The sequence below is a fragment of the Kitasatospora sp. NPDC101155 genome, assembly GCF_044768305.1.
Taxonomy (GTDB): Bacteria; Actinomycetota; Actinomycetes; order Streptomycetales; family Streptomycetaceae; genus Kitasatospora.
The window spans coordinates 10,589-30,555 of the sequence record NZ_JBIWPN010000042.1 but is presented as its reverse complement, the minus strand read 5'-3'; the positions used below and the strand labels follow the sequence as shown (position 1 = coordinate 30,555).

Below are 19,967 nucleotides of genomic sequence, written 5' to 3'. Positions count from 1 at the left end.
CCGTGGCCGCCGTCGAGTACCACTGGGTCGTCACGCTCTCCGGCGCCATCGGTCCCTCGCAGCACCAGGTGACGGTGGGCGACCACGGCCTCGTGACACGCGACCCCTCCACCACCACCCGACTGGACATCCTCACCGAGCTGATCGACCGCCTCAAGGACACCATCCTGGAGCGGACCGGGCACCTCCTGGAGAACGCCAACGTCGTCTTCTTCCAGCTCGAACCCAACGCCCTGAAGACCCAGACCCCGTGAGCCAACTCCCATCGGAGGGAACCGGAATGACGTTATCGCCTGACCCGCTGACCATGGCAGACACGCTGTGGCAGCGGCTCACCGAGCACCAGCCCACTGGGCGCCGCCGACCCCGTAGTCCTCGGTGCCTCGGGTTAAAACGGCCGTTTTAACCCGAGGCACCGTGCACCGATCCCTACGCGCCGGGGTGGCCGCCCAACCCGTTGCTGCGCCACTTCTACCCAGGCTGCGGCTCCGGGCTGTCCGACGACGTGAGTCGGACAGCCCGGGGATTCGACCGGCCGTGCCCTCAGAGGAGGTCAGGCCTACTTCACACGCACCGGGAGGAGCTGGACTCCCGCTACGCCGAGGTCGGCGGTCGCCTGGTCGATCGCGGCCCGCAACGGGTCACCAGATAGCATCGGGCTCACCACGGTGGCAACCTGCAGGAGGCTGAGGGCGACCTGCACGACATCAGCATGGGCCCCGAGGTCGATGGCGGTGCGGCGGATCTGGACAGTCCCGTCGTCGGCCTGCTCCAGGTACAGGCGCGCAGTCAGGCCGCTGGTGTGGGAGAGCGCCGACAGGTGCGCGTAGACGGGGTACAGGTCGGGCGACCCGTAATGATCGAGCATGTCGAAGACGTTGCGGAGCTCGTGGACCAACTTGCCGTGCAGCGCCTGCTCAGTGGGCGTCCGTACGGGGGCCGTCGGCTGCGCGGCGGTCTGGCGGTCCAGTTCGGCGCGGAATTCGGCGGCCCGGACCCAGCCGGTGTCCTCCAGCTTCTTGCAGAGCTTCTCCCGGTCGTCCGCATCCTTGGCAGCGAGCGCCTCGATGGCGGCGTCTCCGTTGTCGGCGAGCCAGTGGATGGCGTAGGCGTGGTTGAAGATGTTCCGCATCAGCGGGCCGACCTCGGCGGTGAACCCCTGCTCAGTCAGCAGGAGGACGGCCTCCGAGGTGCGGCAGACCAGACGCCACCAGCTGTATATCGCGCCGAAGATCCGGGCTTTGCCCGCCTCGACGCTGAGGTCGGTCGTGAGGATGGAGTCGGCGGCCTTGATCAGGTCGAGGGCTGCGGCGCGGGAAATGGCCGCACCGTTCTGGTCGTTCGTCAGGTTCGTCACGATGGGACTGTAGTACCGCGCGGTGTCCGATCTGGCCTGGTTTTCGACATTCCTCAGGTCGACACTGTCGTCACGAACGACACCGTGACTTTGCCTTCGCAGTGGACCCACTGCGTCGACTGGGATGCCCTGGAGCTGTGGGCGACGGGGTGCTTCGCGGCTACGCGCCCTCGTCGGCGGTCGCGAGTAGGCTGCCCAGCTGGATCTTGACCAGCTGGAGGGCAGAGGCGGTGTCGTCCAGGGAGGTCGAGAGCAGGGCCGCGTGCTCGTCGGTCGCCTTCTGCAACGCGGCGAACCGGTCGTAGAGGCGCCTCAGGTCTGCGCTGCGGCCGGTGTGCTGGGCGACGGCGATGTCCTTGGCCAGACGGTCCAGGTCATCCTTCGCCTTGGTGGTGAAGGCGGCGACGATCATCTCGCGCATCTCCTCCTGGTCCGGGAGTGGGACGCGCACCAGGTGGCTGCCCGTGCCGAACCGGCTGACGAGCTCACGCAGCGCGGCGAGCGCCGGGGCGTACTGGCGGTGGACGAAATACACGCCGCCGGTCGGGCGGACCTTGATCGCGCTCAGATCCTCGACGTACCGGCGCACGAGTGCGCGCAGTTTGTCGCCGGTCAGGTAGGTGCAGCGGCGCTGGTAGCTGGTCTTGAGGCCCTCGATCATCTCGTGCACCGTGGCCTGCTCGGCCACGGGCAGCTTGGCAATGGCCTGGTGGTCGGGCTCGACCTGCAGGGTGCCGGCGCCGTCGGCGGTGGTGGCGTGGTCGCGGTGGAAGGTGACGGCGCCCAGGCGGGTGTCGTAGCGCAGCTTGGTCCTCTGCTCGTCCCGGACTTCCCGGACGATGTGCCGCACGATCCGGTCGGAGTCCCGGCGTACGGGCCGCACCATCAGGACGGCGGAGCGTCCGAGCTCGGAGGGCTTGCGCCGCTTCCTGCGTCCGTCGCGCCCGGTTGCCGTGGGGTCGTCCAGGGGGTAGCTGTAGCGAACGCCGTCGGGGCCGGTGATCCGCTCGTAGGCGTCGACGGGCCGCAGGGGCGGCGGCAGGAGATCGGGGTCCAGGCCGAGTTCGGCGAACCAGCGCGCCAGGTCGTCCCGGGTGACGGCGCCATCGAAGACGCTGTAGAGCACCAGGTGCCCGAGCAGGGGTGCGTCGCCGCCGGCCAGCGCTGCGGCGTAGGTGTCGAGAAGTGCGTCGCCGGTCGCCAGATCGGGATGCGGGGGCTGCGGCTGGGCGGCGGTCACGGTGGTGGTCTCCAAGGTCAGGGTGCGGAGTGTGGGAGGAAGGTCAGATCACGCGGAAGAGGTCGGCGGCGGCGCGGGCGTCCGTGAGGTCATCGATCGCCCGCAGGTTGTCGCACAGGGCGTCGAGCACCCCGCCGGGCTCGGTGGCGTCCGGTGATCCGATGGCGACGCCGAAGGTCCGGAAGCCCAGCAGGTGGCGGGCATCGTTCCACCAGCGCATCCAGTCCTCGCCCACCTCGCACTCGGCGTCGGTGATGAACACGATGTCGCCGCGCTGGCGGCCCTCGGTGTTGTACTCGGCCTGCAGGAGGGTCACGGCCTCGGTCAGCGGCGCCTGGTAGTCCGTGCCGCCGCCCCAGAAGTGCTCGGCGAAGTCGAGGACGTCGCCGATGGCAGCCGGTGCCGCGGCGGGGAAGCGGAAGACCTTCACCTCGTGCGCCGAGGAGAAGTGGATGCCGACGAAGTCACGCTTCGCCTGGCGCGCCTGGTCAAGCAGCGCCAGGGCGCACGCCTTCGCCCACGCCTCCCCCGTGATGCCGGATCCGCCGTAGGGGGCCGTCATCGAGGAGGAGCAGTCGACGCACGCGATGATCGCGCCCTGGCCGGCGGGCTGCTCGCCCCGGTTGTCGTAGAGCATCAGCTGCTGCTCGGCGAAGCGGGCGGCGAACACCGCGCGCAGGGCCGGCGTGCCGAGCATGGCGACCTCCGAGGGAACGACGCGGGCCAGGTCGGCGCCGAGGGTCACCCCCACCAGCTCGCCCGGCGCGTGCTCGACCCTGCGGGCCCGTTCGCCGGACGCCATCTGCCTAAACCGGCCGATCAGCTCGGCGAACCGGGCCATGCGGCCGGTGCGCAGCCGCTCGGCCAGGCGGGCGCGCTGCTCGAAGGGCATCCGCTCCAGCTGGCCCGGGCCGATGCCCCACGCCCGCATCAGGGCCGTCTCCTCGCGGGCGTTGTCCGCGGCCTGGGCCACGGCCCGGCGGATGGCGGCGCGGATGCCCGGCGCGGCAGACGCGAGCGCCGCCTCGGCGGCGGCAGCGGCCGACCGGGCCGTCTCGTCCGCGGCCTCGGCCTGCTGGAGCGCGCGCTCCACGTCCGCGGCGACGGCTTCGGGGACGACGCCGTCCTCACCGGCGTTCGCGCCGGCACGCTCCATCGCATCGCCCACCGCCTGGGCGGCCCGTTCGGCCTCCTGTCGCGCTTCCTCGGCCCGCCGAGCCTCCTCCTGCGCGCGGCGGGCATGCTCCAGCAGCCGGCGAAGCTCCGACGCCTGCGCGAGCACGGCCATCGCCGCCGCGTAGGGGTCTCCGGCTGTCTCGCGGCGCAGCTCCTCGAATTCGGGGGAGGCCACCATGGCCGTGATGACCTGGTGGTTGACCAGTCGCGAGGGCGTCATCTCCGAGCGCTCCCGCACCTGCGGGGGCACCTTGTAGGCGGCCAGGAAGACGTCGGCGAGCAGGTCGTGGACGTAGTCGTGCTTCTCGCCCAGGTCCTCAACGAGGTCCCGCAGCGCCGGGGCCACTTCGACCACCTCGCGCCAGGCCATCTGGTCGAAGCGGTCGGCGACCACCGCCGACGTCTGCTCGGGTGCAGCGGCGGCCGCCGACCCGAGCCACCGTCCGGCCCTGCGGGCCAGGTCCTTGAGCTTGTTCAGCCTCTTGCCCACCGAGGCTCCTCCCGCTTGCGCCGTCGAATCACAGCTGGGCCTGCACCATGCTGGCGTCCACGCCGAGCGCCTCGGTCAGCACCCGGGCGTGCACGGCACGCTGGCGGATGATGACCCGGTCCAGCGTGGCGGTGGAGCGCCCGGCGGTGGTCGCGTCGGCGAGCATTGCCGTCAGTCGCTTCCCGGCGCGGGCCAGCTTCTTGTTGGCCTCCTTGATCGCCCACTCGCTGAGCTCCTCGCGCGACCGGCCGGCCCGCGCGTCCAGCTCGGCTTCGAGCTCGGCGATCGCATCGTCCAGGTCGAGGGCTTCCTTGGCGTCGGGGTTGACCAGCTGGAGCACCTCGCGCTCGACGAGGGGGCGCTCGGTGGGGGAGTCCCACAGCACGTGGGTGAGCACCGCCAGGTCGCCGTCGGCGACCTCCTGGCGGCCGTCGAGGAAGGCGGACGCCTGGAGCAGGCGTACCGACTGCCGCCAGCGGCGGTCCGAGGCGACCAGCTCCTTGCGGCGCAGGGACGCCCGCAGCGTGCACACGGCATCCACGATCGGATCCGGCACCGCGACCGAGGGCACCGCGACGTTCACCGCGTGCTGCAGCGCGGCCAGCTCGACCGTCGTCCGCTTCGCGGTGACCGGCAGCTGGACCGCCGAGCGCACCAGCGCGGCGAAGTTCGACGGGTCGACGAGGTAGCCGACCTCCAGCCGGACCAGCAGCCGGTCGTAGATCGCGGCGCTGTCCTCGCCCGTCGGCAGTTCGTTGGAGGCGGTGATCGCGCTGATCAGGGGGCAGTGGATCGGGGCCCCGCCGTTCTCCGGGTGGTAAATCCGCTCGTTCAGCAGGCCCAGGGTTTCGTTCAACGCTGCCGTGGAGCACTTGAAAATTTCGTCGATGAAGGCAATGTGGGCCTGCGTCGCACGCCCCTCGTAGACCTGCCGGTACTCGCCGCGGGCCAGCGAGGCGACGTCGATCGGCCCGAACAGCCGGGTCGGCGCCGTGAACTTGCTCAGCAGGATCTCCCAGTAGTTGCCACCCTCGATCCGGCCGGTCAGCTCCCGGGCCAACTCCGACTTCGCCGTCCCCGGCGGTCCGATCAGCAGCGCGTGCTGGCCGGCCAGGACGGACACCACGAGCGTGCGCACCACGTCGTCGCGCTCCCAGAACTTTCCCGACAGCTCGTCGGTGATCGCGCGCAGCGAGCGCGCCGTCTCCGTCGCCGCAGACTCTCCCCGCACCAGCAGACTCCGTTCCTCCGGGTGACCAGCAGTCAGATCCTAGGGGAGCCTTCCAGTCAAAACGGCCGTTTTAGCATCTATGCCACACTAAGCCTTGCCCGTGATCTGCTGCCGCTCCGGGAGAGCAGCACAGGGTGACGACCCGGCGCCGTAGCCCCGGCCGCGGTTCCTCTTTATGGGTGGAGCCCGGACCTCTCGGGTTTGCGCGGGCCTACCCCTCCGGCTCGAAGTCGCTGCCGCAGATGCCACAGAGAACCGGACCACCGTCGAGCAGGCCCGGCGTCGCGGTGATCTTCCTCGGGCCCGGAACCTGCCGCGTGCCGCCGTGGGCATCGCGCGCGGTGTGGGTTGCGCACTGGCAGACGATCGTCAGGCGCTTGCCTCCGCGCGGGTCACTGGTGCGCCGCTTCGACTCCGGCAGCGGGGGCAGGTCGGTTCCGATCGCGCCGGGCAGGAGCGTGACGGCCGTCGGCAGCTCCTCCCCTGGCTGTGCCGAGTCGGCGGCGATCAGCCGGGCGATCGGGTCCTCGATGCGGTGGCCGACCATCGCGTCCAGTGTCGAGATCGACTGGACGTAGCGGCTGGCGGTCTGGTCCGTGATGAGGCAGTCGTTGTAGCCGCGCCGTTGTTCATCGGGACGAGCGGGTGGTTTGAGACCGAGCTCAGTGGCGAGCTTGGCGAACTCCTTGTTGTGGTAGCGGCCGGAGGTCGAGGTGTCCTTGACGCCCCGAACGGTCGCAAGGGCGTGCGCGGCCTCGTGGAGGAGGGTCTGGAGGATGCGGCGTCCCCCGAGCGCCAACAGCTCGCCGCCGGCGAAGAGCTCGGGCCGCACCGCCGTGCCGTCCACGGCGGTCCACCGCCCGGGCCAGTGGTGCCCCCAGGTCACCGCGCTCTCGCCGGGCTGGCGTCCGTGCCCGGTCACGATGACGACGCCGGGGATGCCGGGGTGGTTGTGCCGGATCGCGTCCCACGCTTCCTCCAGCGCCCGAATGATCTTGGATCCGTGGTCGGTTCCGAGGTCGGACTGTTCCGCGTGATTCCCAGTCAACATGCCCACCATTTTATGGTGTTCACGATAAGATGGCGCAAGAAGGCACCCGACCGGAAGGACTCTTCGTTGAATGACCTGACCACCGCACCGGCAGCCGCCGTACGGCGCCTGGTCGAGGAAGCCGGCGGGTAGCGGGCCGTCACGGTTACAGAGCTCCGCAACATGCGCCGGCAGAACTTCACGGTGGACGCATCCGTCACCACCGCGGAAGGGCAGTAGCCCGGTGTCCGAGTGACCGCAGGCTCCACCCATTGACGGTTCCCACCCCAACGATGTCTCCGACACCGAAAGAGAGCGGCCCCCAATGACCGACCACAACCCGACCCCGGCCATCCCGGACGACGTGCCCACCTCCGTGGTCTACGACATGCTCGCCGACACCGCCACCAACCTGTCGGCCCGCTACGTGAAGCTCTCGGAGAACGCCACCACCGAGGACGAGCGTCGCCGCTGGTGGAACAAGGTCATCGAACTCCGAGACGCGAGGCTGGCTGTCGGTGCCCACGACCGGGACGCCATGATCACCAACATCGCCGTGTGGACGGCCGAGATCCGCCTGCTCAAGGAGCGTCGTGGCTGATCTGGACCCGTACGAGCTGACCGCTGGCCAGTTGCGGGATCTGTTCGACAGGCTGGTCGTGCCGTACGTCTTCGGCGCCAGCCAGCCCAGCAACCAGCCGATCGCCATCCTCACCGGCGCACAGCCGGCCGCCGGCAAGAGCCGGGCGATGGCAGCGGTTCGGGAGCAGAACGCGGACCGCGACGTGATCCAGCTGTCGGGCGACGACATGCGCCAGTTCCACCCCGCCTTCGCCGAGCTGATGGACACCGACCCCATCGCGATGGTCCCGGCCACCCAGCAGGCGGCGAACGCCTGGATGCAGATGGCGTTCACCCACGCGATCGAACACGGGTACTCCTTCGTCTCCGAGGGCACCTTCCGCAACCCCGAAGCGGTGCTCGCCGACGCCAAGTTCTTCGCGACCGGCCAACGCGGCGAGGAGTTAGCCGCCCCGCTCCCCGAAGGCCGCGATCGGCACCAGGTATGGATCCTGGCCCTCGCGGTACGGGCGGAGCGCAGCCGGCTCGATGCCATGCACCGCTATCTGGCGCCCGGCGCCGAGGCGGGCCGGTGGGTCTGGCCCGAGTGGGCCAACGCCTCCTACAACGCGATCCCGGTCACGGTGGCTGCGGCCGAGGAGAGCCCCGACGTCCACCGGGTGATCGTCACCAACCGGAGCGGGGCCGACCTCTACACGAACACCCGTCAGGCCGACGGCACCATGCAGCGCCCACCGGCCGCTGCTGAGGCCGTCCTCACCGAGCGGGCCCGCCCGCTGCCGACCGCCGACGCCGACGGCTGGCTGACACGCCAGCAGGACGTCGTTCTCCGGTTCGTCGCCACAGGGCAGGTCAACGCGACGACCTACGAGGGGCTACGCATCGCCCTCACGGATGCCTGGGCCATCATTCCGATGTCGAGTGCCGCTGCCGGCCAGTCGCTGCTCGACGCGCAGGAAGTCCAGAGCAGCCTGGACCGGTTGCTCCACTGGGCACACGAGGGCCCGCACTTGCAGCGTCCCGTCCTTCTCATCCCGGACGCCGTGATCCACGCGAGGCTGGCCCAACCGAACAGCCAGCGCACCCTCGGGCTCACCGCAGAACTGCGAGGCGAGCTCGGCCGCCGAACTGCCCTGAGCCCGGCGGTCCGCACAGTGGAAGACGCGATCCGCACGAGTGCCCAGACCCTGGCTGAACTACGCCGCGGCGCCACCCGGATCCCCGGGCCGGCGGGTCCCGGGCTGTCAGCCGCCGCGGCACGATCCCGCTCGACCACCACCGCCCCGACCGGGAAGCGCCAGTCGACCGCAACAACGGGCGAGCAAGCGGCGCACCTGCGCCGAGCTGCTCAGGACGGACAACAACGGAGGCACGGGCCCACCCAACGGTAGTCGCGCCCGGGGGGCGGGCGCCGCGGGAAGCGTTTCGACCGAAACGCTTCCCCGGACTCCCCTTTCGACGCTACGGCTCGTCGCCGAACGCGTACCGCATGGCCGATCGAGCCCCGCGCTAAAACGGCCGTTTTAACGCGAAGCCAGGCCCAGAGCCACTCGATGGCGGCGGCCCCGGCGCGGTGAACCGCCTGCACTCCTAGTACCAGAGACGTCACCGGGTCGGCCGTCCGGCAGCACATCAACATGCTGGGTTCTCTCGCTGATTCCCCAGTCGGCGAGGCGCTTCGGCCGCTGCGGACCCGGAAGCGGCCGCCGCCGAGGACGACGAGACGGCGGAGGACTGAGGCCGACAGGTGAGTTTGCGCCCACCGGGTGATTCCGGCGCCGGTCGGTGCCGCCGCGCGGCAGACTGATGCGATGTCAGGATTCGCGCGGGATACGAAGTACTACGGCGACCGTCTGGTATACGAGCCGTTGGAAAGCAAGTGGAGCCGCTACCACGCCACGCACTGTGGCTGCGGCCAGGACTGGCTCGAAGCCCACGCCATCCCCGCCGGCTTCACGGTCCTGCCACGAGGCAAGACCGGCTACTACGGCGTCGTGGGCCCCGGGCTGACGGAAGGCGTCGATGAGTCGACGCTGACGACGAATGCCCTGTGGGAGGCGGTCACCGGGCAGCCGGGCACCCAGACCTGGTACGAGAGCGTGCAGGTCACCTGCCGCAGCCCGGAGGCCGAGGCGGCCCGCAAGGCGGCCAACGACGAGTACTACGGGCGCATCCGCGAGGAGAGCGCGAAGCGCAAGGCCGCGGCGAAGACCGAGTCGGCCACTCCCGCTCAGCTGAAGTACCTCACCAGCCTCGTGGAGCAGGTCGGCAAGGAGCGCTTCGACGCCGAGTTCGCCAAGGCCGTCAAGGGCACCGGCATCGAGCCGCGCCGTCCCCGGGAGCGGGCCGCGACCGCCTCCAAGCGGTTGACGAAGGCAACAGCGCGCAAGCTGATCTCTGCGCTGGTCGACGGGGAGGGTTCGTGACCGCGTCGATGCTGGTGGCCAAGCTCAAAGGCTTCCTGAACGGCGTCGAGTGCGAGCTGCCCGCCGACGAGGCGGCGCGGATCGCGCTGGCCGAGCACTCGGCCGGGCAGGCCCGCGCCCTGGTCGCGGCCGAGGACGTCGTGCTGCCGCTGCGGGTCCTCGCCGATCTGGAGACGGTGGCGCGCGACGCCGCCGGCTACCGCGCCAGCGCAACCGAGCGGTGTCACTACCTGGACCGGCAGGCCAGGCTTTTGCACGACATCATCGACGCCACCGGCGATGACGCCTCGCGCTGGATCGCCCAGGACGCCGAGGACCGCGCCGACAACGCCCGGTACATGGCTCAGGTTGACGCCGAGCTGAACGCGACGCCCCCGCCGCCGGCGCGCGCGATCACACCGTGGCCGCACCCCACCACCACGGCGATGCTCGCCGCCCGGGCGAAAGCCCGGAAGTGATCACGCCCGTGACCGGATACTCGTCACCGAGGGTTCGCGCATCGACGAGCAGTGGCGCGGACCCTCGACCTTCTTCACCGACACCCTGGTGAACAGAGCGCTGAACGGGCGAACATACGGCCGGAAGGCAGACGGGCGTCAGCCCGCAGCCTTTCCGACCGAGGTCGGATGAGCACAGACCAAGCCGTCGGCCCACGGCGCCCGGGCCCGCTCGGGGGTTCGGGCACCGGGGCCGCTGACTCCACGGTGACGGTTGCGATCACAAGCGGCGCGCCAGGCTACGCCGTGACGGCGTCGACCGGGCGGGTGGCAGGTCCAGCGGCCGCGAGGGGCTGTAGAGCCTTGATCATCTGACGTTCGGTCGGCATCGAATATATGTTCGATCATGTGTGTGTGCCTACGTCCCCATCACGCCGCCCTACCCAGCCCGGCGCCACCGGTTCCTGGCGTGATGCCCGCCGCGCACCCGGAGGCGACGCCAGTGCGACCGAAGGCCGTAGTTGGCGGATCGCTATCCCGTCCATGCAGGCCAGAGGCCTACAGGAGGAGCCAGTTGGCGGATCTTGATAGCGATAGTTGGCGGGTCATGCTCCAGCTGCAGTCCGACATCACGCCGTCGCGGCTGGTGTCCTGTCGAAGTACATCTGTCAGACGGTGAGCCGTTGACCTGGTGGGGTGCCACATCGATTGCGAACGCTGGCCCTCGGTGTTCCCAACTGACATGGCTTTCGCGGATCCGTACTGACGGAAGGGACAGCTCACGGGATCAGACGGTGAGGACGAGCTTGCCCTGGAGGTGACCACCGTCGAGCAGCCGGTGCGCGTCGGCGACCCGCTCGAACGGGAACGTCTCCTGCACGTGGACCCGGAGCCTGCCCTGTTCGACGAGCTCGACGAGACCCCGCAGGGCGACGGGATCGGGGTCGACCCCGACGCCGCTGAAGCGCATGCCGGCCGCCTCAAACTTGGTGATGAGCTCGGAATCCTCGTCGGCGACCGCCGTCACCAGGTGACCGCCCGGGCGGAGCACTTCGAGCGATCGCTCGGCGGTGTCGCCGCCGATCGTGTCGAGCACGACGTCGATGTCGCGGACCGCCTCGGTGAAGTCGACCGCCGTGTAGTCGATCACCTCGTCGGCGCCCATCCCCTCGACGAACTTCCGCTTGCTCCCGCTGGCGGTCGCGATCACGTGCGCGCCGAGCGCCTTCGCGATCTGTATCGCGACGTGGCCGACCCCGCCACCACCGCCGTGAACCAGGACGCGGTCGCCCTCGGTGACGCCGCCGAGGTCGACGAGGCCTTGCCACGCCGTCAGCCCGACGATCGGCAGCGCCGACGCCTCGATGTGCGAGAGCGACGCCGGCTTGCGTGCCAGGTGCAACGCCGGCACCGCCACGACCTCGGCGTACGCGCTCGCCGCCCGCGGGAACAGCGGCATCCCGAACACCTCGTCGCCGGGCCTGAACCGCCACGTCTGCGCCTCCTCGACCACGCCGCTGATGTCCCAGCCGAGGATGAACGGCGGCGGGCCGATCAGCGGGAACTCGCCGGCGCGCAGGCGCGCCTCCAGGGGGTTCAGCCCGATCGCCTTGACGCGGACGAGAACCTCCGCAGGGATGGGCCGGGGCTCGGGCGCGTCCACGATGGTGAGCACCTCGGGGCCGCCGAACCTCTGCTGGGTGATGACTCGCATGACTCTCCTGGCGTTTGTGGGACGGGGTGAGAACCCAGGCTAGGTTTCCGATAGGAACCAGCAGGTGCCTTTGGCGCGGGTACCTTTGGCGTCATGAGCGGTTTCGGTCCCGGTGATCCCTTTCTCGCGGACTGTCCGGCGCGTCTGGCGGTCGAGCTCATCGCCGACAAGTGGACGGTCGTCGTGCTTTACGGCCTCAGCAAGGGCCCGGTGCGCCATGGCGAGCTGATCGAGCTGATCGGCGGCATCTCTCGCAAGATGCTCACTCAGACGCTCCGACGGCTCGAGGCGCACGGACTCATCCGCCGCCACGCCTACGCCGAGGTGCCTCCCCGCGTCGAGTACGAGCTCACGCCGCTCGGGGCAACGTTGATCGATCCGATCCACATGCTGACCGAGTGGGCGAGGGCGAACGGCGACGCGGTGCTCGATGCGCTCGACGCTGATCCCGAGCCTATCGCCCATAGCGACTGAGGCCCCCGCCAGCGCACCGAGCATCCCTCTCGGCCGCTACTCGGTACCGGCCCGGCCGGGCCCGGTCTGCAGGTTCGCGATGCGTTGGAGGATGTGCCATGGCCACGACCGCGAGCGTCTCACCGGTCTCACCCCAGGTGCGGTGCACGAGATCAAGCACCTGATCCACGGCGGGCGCGACAGATACCGCTGCCCGCGGTACGACGAGAACCGTCGTACCGGGGTCACCGACTCGAATGCAACCCGGGCGACCGCCGGCAGAGCCGATTTCCGCAAGACCTCCCGCAGCCGGTCGACAACGGCGCCGACCCGGTAACGGGGGTGCCGGTAGCCCGACAACCAGCGAATGTTCGCCATCAACACCGGCTCGGGCTCGACTCAGGCCCGGTGGGCCTGCTCCTTCCACCAGGTGAGGTCGTAGTCAGCTTCTTCCAGCTCATCGAGTCGACGCAGAACATGCCTGATGAACTCGGCGGGGAGCTTGACCGAGTGCTCACTCACGTAGTGACTGAGTCCGCTCGGCCATAGGAACTCGTCGTCCATCCGCTCGGCGTTGCCGTTGAGGCACTGGCATATGCGGCACCGGGAGAACCCCATGAACTCGCGTCCCAGCTGGCCCCGGTCGAGGTACATCGCGACCAGCCATTGCTCCTCTTCATCCCATACCTCGTCCACCAACGGCACCGGATCCGGCAGCTCCGGTGCACGTGCAGACCTCCAGTAGCCCAGTGCCCTCCGGGTCATGTCCTCCCCCTCCCGCGTCGGCACCGACCGTGCCTTCCACATCGTGACGCCGAGGATTCTCCCATTCCGGCCGAATTGAGCTGGGGCCGGTTCGAACCGGAGGCCGGAGCCACCTCAGGCCGGAACGATCCTCGCCACAGCCTCACAGTGGGGCCAGTTCGAGCCGGAAACGTGGGGCCATTTCAGGCCGTTAACGCCACCAAACCACCCGAACGATGCATAAGTGTCCCGTCTCATTCATCGCGACATGTAGATGCCTACTTAGCCTGCGAGTTGTCAGGTCTGATTGGGATTCGAGGCGGGTAGGCCCGACGCCTTGGTGGTGTGCCTGGTCAAGAGGGGATGGCCATCCCGTCGATCACGGTCTGACAAGGGGGCCCTGGCCTGCGAATTGTCATTTTTGCTGGGACGTCGGTGGCGAGAGTCTCATTGAAGATGGCATTTTCCAGGGGCGACGAGCGCGAGCTCCCGTGATCAGAACCTGCGGTGCCACCAGGCCAGTTCGGAAGCTGCCTGTGGTTCGTGATGGGTCCGCCGCAGCAACACCGAGTCCAGACCATCGACCCGTGCTCGTAGTTCGCCTGAGGCTCGGGGCGGGAGCATGAAGATAGTCTCTTCGAGCTTGTCGCGGGCCCAGCCTTCGCCGCAGCAGGCGCAGGTGAATTCGGCCTCCCATGGCTTCCAACGTCGCTGGGTCCCGTGGACTCGGGCGGACCACACGCTCACGGCCGTGGCGACGATCCCGGGTATCAGTCGATCGCGCTCCAAGCAACGGATGGCTGCGTTTGTGGGTCCTGACACGCGCGGGACATCGCGGTAGCGCACCCATGGGCTACTCCATGATCGTTGGCGCGATCGAAGTGATGCTGGCGTTCTATGCGGCATGGACCCTTCGGGTGCAGTTCCGGTGCTGCCTCAGGATGCGGTCGACCGGCGCTCGCAGGGCTGGTGAGGTCAGTTCGAGGTCACGGTTGTCGCGCCCAGCGAGCATGTGGTCGAGCCAGCGTTCGTACCAGGCCAGGAAGTCAGTGGCCGACGAGACGTTGGGGCCCCAGAAGCCGTCAGCGTTTCCGGTAATGACGCGGCCCGTCAGGGGACCGGTGATACCGAGAAGCACCAGGTCGGTGCACCCTGCCTCGATGATGTGCAGGAACAGGTCACCTCGGTGAGGCGGGCAGCTGGCGAACGTGAACCCCCGAGGGCGGCTGGGCTCGCCTTGGTGGTCCATCGTGAACGGTCGGCATGACTGCAACGGCAGCAGGCCGTAGAAAGGCGATGCTCCGCCCCCGCCCAGTGTGGTCAGGAAGCTGCGGTAGGGATCGGGCAGTTCGATGTGGTGGTCGGCCTCGAACTCGGCGACCTTCGTGTCCGGCAGCGGGGGTTCGAGGCGGAACCGGTGCTTCTCTTCACCGAAGGAGTGGCTTCGCAGCGCGGCGTAGGGCACCTTGGCTAGTTTGCGTCGGATGCGGATGATCCGGGAGTCCATGCGAACTCTTCTCTCTGTCGTCCCGCAAACTACCTGCTCACTGGCCTGGGTGTCACCAGTGTGATCAGCTGCCCGCAAGCCAGTTGTGCCCGGCGTCGCGGGCTGGGATCCTCCCCAGGTGACCAGCATGAGCACGGAACTGCGTTCCGAGGCCGGATGGGACGGCCCTTACTATCGTGTCCGAACCGATGGCTTCGAGGCTTTCTTCCTCTCGAACCCTGGTGATGTACTCGACCAGGTCTGCAACGTCGATGCTGAGGTTCGCCTCCCAAATGGCTCACGCTGGAGTGCGACGATCTTCACAGTCGCCGAGGTCAGCCGGTTGATGAAGAGGTGGGAGGAGACGGGAGAAGCCGCAGGCGGCCGGTGCTTCTGGTGCTCGGACGGGCTGATCGTTCGGGATCCCGGCATCCGAGGGATGGTGAGCGTGATCGCCGAGCTGCTCGCGTCTGGAGAGTTCGAAGGAGCCTTCCACCATCTGGACGACTCGGCGTGAGCTTGACGCTTCATGACTTTGCATCACCTTGAAACGCCCGGATCGCCTTGAGCACTCCCCGAGAGAGGTCTGAGACGGCCGCGTCAGGGTTCTCATTGAAGTAGCGGTTTCCTGGTCACGTCAGGTGGCAGCTGCCGGGGAGAGATGTCGAGACGCCGTGCCGCTTCTGCGGGCAACTGGGGATGGTCTCGCCAGTGCGGTGAGACGAACAATTCGGTGAGAACAACGGCTTCGGGATAGGTGGCCAGCTCGATTCGTGCGTCGGATGGACGGTATGGGTCGCCGAAGGGGTCCTCTCCCAGCACCTGGAGTCGATCGTGCCATCGCTGCTGAAGCGCCGGTGTGCTGGCATCGGCGGTGAACCACTTGAGCAGGCGGTCGCGGGCGTCTATGTAGGCGAGTGCCGTGGAAGCGTGGGTGCCGCGGCGGACGATCCGCCTGTGCCGACGGTTGGCGCGCAGGATCTCGGGCAGCTGTGCCAGGCCGTGCTGTTCGTCGCCGAGAAGCCAACGGTGATGTTGATGGCAGACGCAGTCGTGCGACGGGGTGTTTCGGACGACGAGGCCGCGGATGTGGCATCGGGCCATGCAGAGTTGACAGGCCGGACGTCGCCGAGGCTCGGTGATCTCTTCAATAAGGGAGGGCGGCAGTCGCAGACCCGGATCGCGGATCGTGCCGAGCGGAGGCATCGCGTGGACCAGCGAGGACACGCTCCGCCCGGTCAGGGCGGCCAGCCGGGGCAGCATCGAGGTCGTCCAATAGCCGACTCGGTTGTCATCTCGGCGATATCGGCGTCCTGGGCCGATCAAGGACGAGAGGTGCCCGATGGTGAGGTGGTTCGCGTCGGCGAGCCGGTTCAAGTAGGAGCCGATCGTCTCGCCGTGAACGGGCGGTGGCGCGAAGGGGAGAACCCGCAGCCCGGTGATCACGCGGTTCGCTTCGAAGCGCGTGCGCGGCGCTGGCGTGCGCGGGGGAGGTTCTGCTGCTCGGCGCTCTCGTCCAGGTCGACACGCTCCAGAGAGGCGCGTGTGATCCCTTCCGTGCCGTCGAGCATGGCGTCCAGGGCTGCTTCCCGGACGAGGTGGGACAGGCTGCCGATCATGCCGCCCGTGCGGTCGTGCAGGTAGGCACTGAGTTTGAGCAAGGTGCCCGGCCGGTGCGCGTGCAGCCGTAGTGCTTCCTCCAGCGTCGCGACGAGCGACTGCCAAGCCGCCCGTTCTTCCGCGGTCTTGTGCCGGAACGGGCTGGTGGGGATGAGGCTGTAGCGGCTGGCGATCTGTCCGCCGCGGCGTCCGGCGAACAGCCCGGTTCCCTCAACGTCGACGCCGGCCAGGACGAACGTCGCCGGGATGCGTTCGGAGAGGTACTTGATCTGGTCCGACGCCTCGGCACCGACCCGTGTGCCGATGTCGAGATTGTGCAGCTCGTCGATGAGAACAAGGCGGCAGCCGAGTGTGCAGAGCAGGTCGCAGACCCTGTTGGTGACTTCGACCTGGCTGTAGCGGGACGGCAGCGGCAGTCCGATGAACCGGGCGAACTCGATGGCCAGCATCTTCGGGGTCGCGGCCGGCGGGACCGTGACGTAGACGACCGGCAGGGCCTTCGGGGGGATCTCTCCCCGACGTCGCCCCAGTTGTTCGTAGTTCTTGCCCAGTTGGGTGATAGCGGTGGTCTTCCCGGTCCCGGCGAGACCGGAGACGATCAGTCCCCGGCGGGCCGAGTGCTGGTGCCGGTTGAGCAGGATGCGCTTGCGGCCGGTCGCTGCGACATGGCGGATCGTCGGAGTCGAGACGATCACCAGCTGGGCGTGGTAGTCCTCGCGGGCCTGGTCGTAGTCCGCCCGCTCGGGCTCGCTCAGCCGCTGTAGAACGGCCGGCGGCAGGGCGACCGGCGGTGCGATGCTCTCCTGGACGAAGGCGGACCAGCCTTCCTTCGTCGTCAGAGGGTGCTCGGTCCTGTCCGGCTCCAGGACGTGCGTCATCAGCGGCTCCCGTCAGTGAAGGCGTCGAACACGCCGAAGGGGATGACCTTGCCGATCACCTCGTCCTCGTCCGGTTCGGCCTCTTCGACCTCATCCCGGGGAGGCTCGGCGGCCGGGCGGACGGGGACCGCGGACGCGGCCCGGGTTCGTGCGGCGACCCGCCTGTCGGGTCCGGACCCGGCCCGCGTCAGCAGGTCCTCGACCGCAGCCGCAATAGCGCCCTCGTCAGTGCCGTCCGCCCCCTTCGCGGCCAGCAACGATCTCGCATGGCGCCAGGTGAAGTCCGCGAACGGCGCCGAGACCGTCCCCAGCCGGGTCCACGGAACGGTGATCCATCCCTCGGCCCGTGTGTCGCGTACCCAGACGTGAGAGAGGTCGTAGGGGTCGTAGTGGACTTCCCAGAGATTGCCCTTGACGTCGATGCCCGAGGGCTGGCGCCGGTAGGGGCCCAACTCCCGGCAGTCGTAGGTGCGGTAGTCGATGGTGATCCCGTAGTCGTTGATCTTCCGCCACTCCACCGGCAGCAGCTCGATGTAGTCGTCCCCGCTCAGGCAGACCGGCAGATGTCCCGTGCGTGAGACCATCAGCGCGTAGACGTCGTTGGGCGACAGCGCCCTGCCGGGTAGGAACGGACTGCGCAACCCGTCGTGCGGCCGGCTTTGCCAGCAGGCGACGACCCACTCCTGAAAGAGGTCGGCGAGTTCGGCGATGCTCCAGACCGCCCGGACGTCCTGTCCCCGATGGGTGACGTTGGAGCCGACGTAGCCGGCGACGTGCTGGCAGAACAGGGTGTTGATCGAGGAGAAGGTCCGCTCGACCACGCCCTTGTCCGTCGGGGTCGCCGGCCGCGCGGGCTGGATCGAGATGCCCAGCGACCGGCAGGCCGCGGTGAACGTGTCGGAGATGAAGACCTTCCCGCGGTCGACGACGATCGTGTCTGGGACGATCACCGGCTTGGCCGCAGCATGCTCCAGGCGGGCGTCGATACTCATCAGGCGGGCGTGTGGGATCAGCGAGGCCGACATGCGCAACGCGTCCGCCCACCCGGGCCGCATCGGCTCGGGCACCATCATCCGTGCCAGCAGCAGGGCGGCATCGACGGCCTTCGTGCCAGCTGGTCGAAGAACGGCCGCGCAGATCGTCCTCGACGCGACATCGACAGCGATGGTCAATTCGACCCGGCCGGTCACCCCGTCGTCCAGGACAGCCAGCACGTCCAGCGGAGTGGTGTCGATCTGCACGATCTCGCCCGGCCGAGCCGCCATCGTCGGAGTGAACGGCGCCTCCGGCCGGCGGGCCAGCGACCGCCTGGTCGTGGCCGCATCGAAACTGTGCCGGCCCTCGGACAGAACCTTGACCAGCCGGTAGAGCGTCGACCGAGGCGGGATGGGCACCACCCCCTCACCGTGACGTTCGGCCACCAGCCTTTCCGCCTGGCGCATCACTCGGCTCCGGGTGCCGGTCGACTTGTCCTCCTGATCGGCCAGCACCTCGATAAGGGCCTCCACCAGGCGTTCGTCGGCCCGCCCGGTACTTGGCATGGACAGTCGAGTGGCCCGCCGGTCGACCAGACCCCAGACGCCAGAGTCACGCCACCTCACCCTCATGCGGTGCAACGTGCGCTCCGAGACCGGTGTCCCCGAAGCGGTCAACTCGGCGGCCTTCGCGACGATCCGCTCGTTGATCGTGCGCCACTTCGGGTCGAACTCCGGCCGGGGAGCCGTGCCCGGTGGTGAATCCGGAGGCACCCCGGTCTCGGTCTCGATCAGGTGGCGCTCGAAGAACTGAGCCTTGCGCAAAGCAGGTTCAGGAACTGTGTCCAGCAATCCGAACGCCGGAAGCGCCGGGGTGTCCGGCTCGGAGTCGAGAAGCTCGAACCCGTCGGAGGCCATCAGGTGGCTGAACATCACCAACGATGGCGCCCCGCTGCTGTCGATCAGCCGGACCGTGGTTCCCGCGAGTCCGGCCACCGAATGGACCCGCCCATCGAAGCGAACGCGATCGCCAACGCGCAGAACTCCACGCGGACTTGCCTGCCTCATCGTTCCTCACTCCGGCTCACGAGGGTGCGGTCGCTCAGCGGGTAGGACAGGTCCGCAGTCAGCTGTCCGCACCACAGCAGGTGGAACACCACTGGGAGAACCTGGATGGGGTCGCCGACCGCTGCGGCCTGGGCCACCAGCGGTGCAGGGACGGCGAAGGCTGCGGTCACTGCCGCGTTCAGACCCGCCGACTCCCCATACCGGCGGTGGCGGTAGCCGGCCAGCCACCGCAGGTTCGCCGCCCGCACCGCGGGGATCTCCCCGGCCAGCCGGTAGGCCCAGCCCAGTTGTGAACACGCGAGGCGCATCGCGGCGAACGACGCGGCGGACCGGGCATCGACACGATCCTTCGGACGGCAGTCCAGCACCAGGCCCGTCCCGTCGTCCGCCCGTGCGAAGTAGTCCGGCGCGTGCGAGCGGCCACGGCCCGACGCCTCATCACGCCAGAACAACCAGAACGGCTGCGAAGCGAACCCCACGACCTGCGGATCGAAGTCCAAGAGGATCGCGTGATCGCGCTCCAACCACGACTCGAACCCGACATGCCGCCCGGTCGTTGCCGCCCAGTACAGCCCGGGAAAGTGCCGCTGCCCTCGGTACGACGGGAAGTCCCGGACCGGAGTCGCCTTCTCGAAGGCCACCTCGGCCGCATGGTCCAGAGGCTTCCGTACCTCGACTCCGTGCTCCAGCCAGGCCAGATCGAAATCCGACACCTGCGGCGGAGCGCCGCCGTTCAACGCTCGTAGCCCACCCATGAGCATGACCATCACGGATTCCGTGAGACAAGCCACCCAGAACGGGACGGAAGTCACCCCAGAGAGTGACAGCACTCTCGACGGCAGCCACCAAACCTGAGAACCGAGGCCGCCCAGCCCGGATTAGTGAGACTCATCCAAGCTCAGCGAGACGGGACACAAAAGCTCGCACTCGGCACGCGAAGCGGTGAGATCCCGACAGCACGGATGAGACCGAGTGAGAATCCGCCATCTGCGGTGCGACAGGACAAGGGGGCCGACACCGGCGCGGCACGAGTGTTTCCCCGCGGTGACAACAAGCCTGTC

19 protein-coding genes are annotated in these 19,967 nt (G+C 68.8%); 7 read left to right on the top strand and 12 right to left on the bottom strand.

Translation table 11 applies throughout. From position 1 onward, the window contains the following. The first annotated feature begins 2 nt into the window (after positions 1–2). Positions 3–254 (top strand): hypothetical protein, encoded by a 252-nt coding sequence (locus ACIRYZ_RS36645; RefSeq protein ID WP_402952660.1) that lies wholly within the window; start codon positions 3–5, stop codon positions 252–254. Between the two features lie 305 nt (positions 255–559). On the opposite strand, the gene ACIRYZ_RS36640 is transcribed toward ACIRYZ_RS36645, so the two are convergent. From ACIRYZ_RS36640 to ACIRYZ_RS36620, 5 genes are all read right to left on the bottom strand, one after another. Next, positions 560–1,357, bottom strand: a complete 798-nt coding sequence (locus ACIRYZ_RS36640; RefSeq protein ID WP_402952658.1) for a DUF5677 domain-containing protein — start codon at positions 1,355–1,357, stop codon at positions 560–562. 160 nt (positions 1,358–1,517) lie between these two features. Then, complete coding sequence (locus tag ACIRYZ_RS36635) at positions 1,518–2,612, bottom strand: DUF6744 family protein (RefSeq protein ID WP_402952657.1); 1,095 nt, start codon at positions 2,610–2,612, stop codon at positions 1,518–1,520. 28 nt (positions 2,613–2,640) lie between these two features. Next, a complete protein-coding gene (locus ACIRYZ_RS36630) occupies positions 2,641–4,263 on the bottom strand; it encodes a VWA domain-containing protein (RefSeq protein WP_402952655.1) in 1,623 nt (540 codons plus the stop codon). Between the two features lie 28 nt (positions 4,264–4,291). Beyond that, positions 4,292–5,494: an AAA family ATPase gene (locus ACIRYZ_RS36625; protein WP_402952653.1), complete on the bottom strand. Its 1,203-nt coding sequence runs from the start codon at positions 5,492–5,494 to the stop codon at positions 4,292–4,294. Between the two features lie 211 nt (positions 5,495–5,705). Continuing rightward, positions 5,706–6,545, bottom strand: coding sequence for a hypothetical protein (locus ACIRYZ_RS36620; protein ID WP_402952651.1), 840 nt, complete (start codon positions 6,543–6,545; stop codon positions 5,706–5,708). A gap of 304 nt (positions 6,546–6,849) precedes the next feature. Between ACIRYZ_RS36620 and ACIRYZ_RS36615 the strand changes: the two genes are divergently transcribed. The 4 genes from ACIRYZ_RS36615 to ACIRYZ_RS36600 all read left to right on the top strand — a co-directional run bounded on the left by ACIRYZ_RS36615 (position 6,850) and on the right by ACIRYZ_RS36600 (position 9,990). Beyond that, positions 6,850–7,125 carry a hypothetical protein gene (locus ACIRYZ_RS36615; protein ID WP_402952649.1) on the top strand — a complete coding sequence of 92 codons (276 nt, stop codon included), beginning with the start codon at positions 6,850–6,852 and terminating at the stop codon, positions 7,123–7,125. Then, a complete protein-coding gene (locus tag ACIRYZ_RS36610; RefSeq protein WP_402952648.1) occupies positions 7,118–8,497 on the top strand; it encodes a zeta toxin family protein in 1,380 nt (459 codons plus the stop codon). Before ACIRYZ_RS36615 ends, ACIRYZ_RS36610 begins: the two co-directional genes overlap by 8 nt. Before the next feature lie 420 nt (positions 8,498–8,917). Continuing rightward, positions 8,918–9,532 carry a hypothetical protein gene (locus tag ACIRYZ_RS36605; protein WP_402952647.1) on the top strand — a complete coding sequence of 205 codons (615 nt, stop codon included), beginning with the start codon at positions 8,918–8,920 and terminating at the stop codon, positions 9,530–9,532. After that, positions 9,529–9,990: a hypothetical protein gene (locus tag ACIRYZ_RS36600; protein WP_402952645.1), complete on the top strand. Its 462-nt coding sequence runs from the start codon at positions 9,529–9,531 to the stop codon at positions 9,988–9,990. The genes ACIRYZ_RS36605 and ACIRYZ_RS36600 overlap by 4 nt, the downstream gene beginning before the upstream one ends. 766 nt (positions 9,991–10,756) lie before the next feature. Here the strand turns inward: ACIRYZ_RS36600 and ACIRYZ_RS36595 are convergent. After that, on the bottom strand, positions 10,757–11,683 hold the full coding sequence (locus ACIRYZ_RS36595) for an NADP-dependent oxidoreductase (RefSeq protein ID WP_402952643.1): 927 nt from the start codon (positions 11,681–11,683) through the stop codon (positions 10,757–10,759). A 93-nt stretch (positions 11,684–11,776) separates the two neighbouring features. On the opposite strand from ACIRYZ_RS36595, the gene ACIRYZ_RS36590 reads away from it, so the two are divergent. After that, positions 11,777–12,157 (top strand): winged helix-turn-helix transcriptional regulator, encoded by a 381-nt coding sequence (locus ACIRYZ_RS36590; protein WP_402952642.1) that lies wholly within the window; start codon positions 11,777–11,779, stop codon positions 12,155–12,157. Between the two features lie 378 nt (positions 12,158–12,535). Here ACIRYZ_RS36590 and ACIRYZ_RS36585 read toward each other — a convergent pair whose 3' ends face one another. Together ACIRYZ_RS36585 and ACIRYZ_RS36580 are read right to left on the bottom strand one after the other, a co-directional pair. After that, complete coding sequence (locus ACIRYZ_RS36585; RefSeq protein WP_402952640.1) at positions 12,536–12,901, bottom strand: hypothetical protein; 366 nt, start codon at positions 12,899–12,901, stop codon at positions 12,536–12,538. Between the two features lie 874 nt (positions 12,902–13,775). Beyond that, the gene (locus tag ACIRYZ_RS36580; RefSeq protein WP_402952638.1) at positions 13,776–14,387 is read right to left on the bottom strand and encodes an SMI1/KNR4 family protein; all 612 of its coding nucleotides are present in this window, start codon (positions 14,385–14,387) and stop codon (positions 13,776–13,778) included. Positions 14,388–14,514: 127 nt separating this feature from the next. Here ACIRYZ_RS36580 and ACIRYZ_RS36575 point away from each other — a divergent pair, with 127 nt between their 5' ends. Further along, on the top strand, positions 14,515–14,883 hold the full coding sequence (locus tag ACIRYZ_RS36575; RefSeq protein ID WP_402952636.1) for a hypothetical protein: 369 nt from the start codon (positions 14,515–14,517) through the stop codon (positions 14,881–14,883). A gap of 92 nt (positions 14,884–14,975) precedes the next feature. Here ACIRYZ_RS36575 and ACIRYZ_RS36570 read toward each other — a convergent pair whose 3' ends face one another. From ACIRYZ_RS36570 to ACIRYZ_RS36555, 4 genes are read right to left on the bottom strand one after another with little or no spacing between them, the layout of a single operon-like run. Further along, entirely contained in the window at positions 14,976–15,812 is an 837-nt protein-coding gene (locus ACIRYZ_RS36570; protein WP_402952635.1) for a TniQ family protein, read from the bottom strand. After that, on the bottom strand, positions 15,809–16,864 hold the full coding sequence (locus ACIRYZ_RS36565; RefSeq protein ID WP_402952633.1) for a TniB family NTP-binding protein: 1,056 nt from the start codon (positions 16,862–16,864) through the stop codon (positions 15,809–15,811). The genes ACIRYZ_RS36570 and ACIRYZ_RS36565 overlap by 4 nt, the downstream gene beginning before the upstream one ends. Continuing rightward, on the bottom strand, positions 16,864–18,906 hold the full coding sequence (locus ACIRYZ_RS36560) for a Mu transposase C-terminal domain-containing protein (protein ID WP_402952631.1): 2,043 nt from the start codon (positions 18,904–18,906) through the stop codon (positions 16,864–16,866). Before ACIRYZ_RS36560 ends, ACIRYZ_RS36565 begins: the two co-directional genes overlap by 1 nt. Further along, entirely contained in the window at positions 18,903–19,673 is a 771-nt protein-coding gene (locus tag ACIRYZ_RS36555; protein WP_402952629.1) for a TnsA-like heteromeric transposase endonuclease subunit, read from the bottom strand. Before ACIRYZ_RS36555 ends, ACIRYZ_RS36560 begins: the two co-directional genes overlap by 4 nt. Positions 19,674–19,967 lie beyond the last annotated feature (294 nt).

Coding starts and splice junctions, on each gene's coding strand:
- ACIRYZ_RS36585 (WP_402952640.1), bottom strand. CDS start 12,901: ATGACCCGGAGGGCACTGGGCTACTGGAGGTCTGCACGTGCACCGGAG.
- ACIRYZ_RS36590 (WP_402952642.1), top strand. CDS start 11,777: ATGAGCGGTTTCGGTCCCGGTGATCCCTTTCTCGCGGACTGTCCGGCG.
- ACIRYZ_RS36615 (WP_402952649.1), top strand. CDS start 6,850: ATGACCGACCACAACCCGACCCCGGCCATCCCGGACGACGTGCCCACC.
- ACIRYZ_RS36580 (WP_402952638.1), bottom strand. CDS start 14,387: ATGGACTCCCGGATCATCCGCATCCGACGCAAACTAGCCAAGGTGCCC.
- ACIRYZ_RS36565 (WP_402952633.1), bottom strand. CDS start 16,864: ATGACGCACGTCCTGGAGCCGGACAGGACCGAGCACCCTCTGACGACG.
- ACIRYZ_RS36620 (WP_402952651.1), bottom strand. CDS start 6,545: ATGTTGACTGGGAATCACGCGGAACAGTCCGACCTCGGAACCGACCAC.
- ACIRYZ_RS36555 (WP_402952629.1), bottom strand. CDS start 19,673: ATGGTCATGCTCATGGGTGGGCTACGAGCGTTGAACGGCGGCGCTCCG.
- ACIRYZ_RS36575 (WP_402952636.1), top strand. CDS start 14,515: ATGAGCACGGAACTGCGTTCCGAGGCCGGATGGGACGGCCCTTACTAT.
- ACIRYZ_RS36595 (WP_402952643.1), bottom strand. CDS start 11,683: ATGCGAGTCATCACCCAGCAGAGGTTCGGCGGCCCCGAGGTGCTCACC.
- ACIRYZ_RS36605 (WP_402952647.1), top strand. CDS start 8,918: ATGTCAGGATTCGCGCGGGATACGAAGTACTACGGCGACCGTCTGGTA.
- ACIRYZ_RS36560 (WP_402952631.1), bottom strand. CDS start 18,906: ATGAGGCAGGCAAGTCCGCGTGGAGTTCTGCGCGTTGGCGATCGCGTT.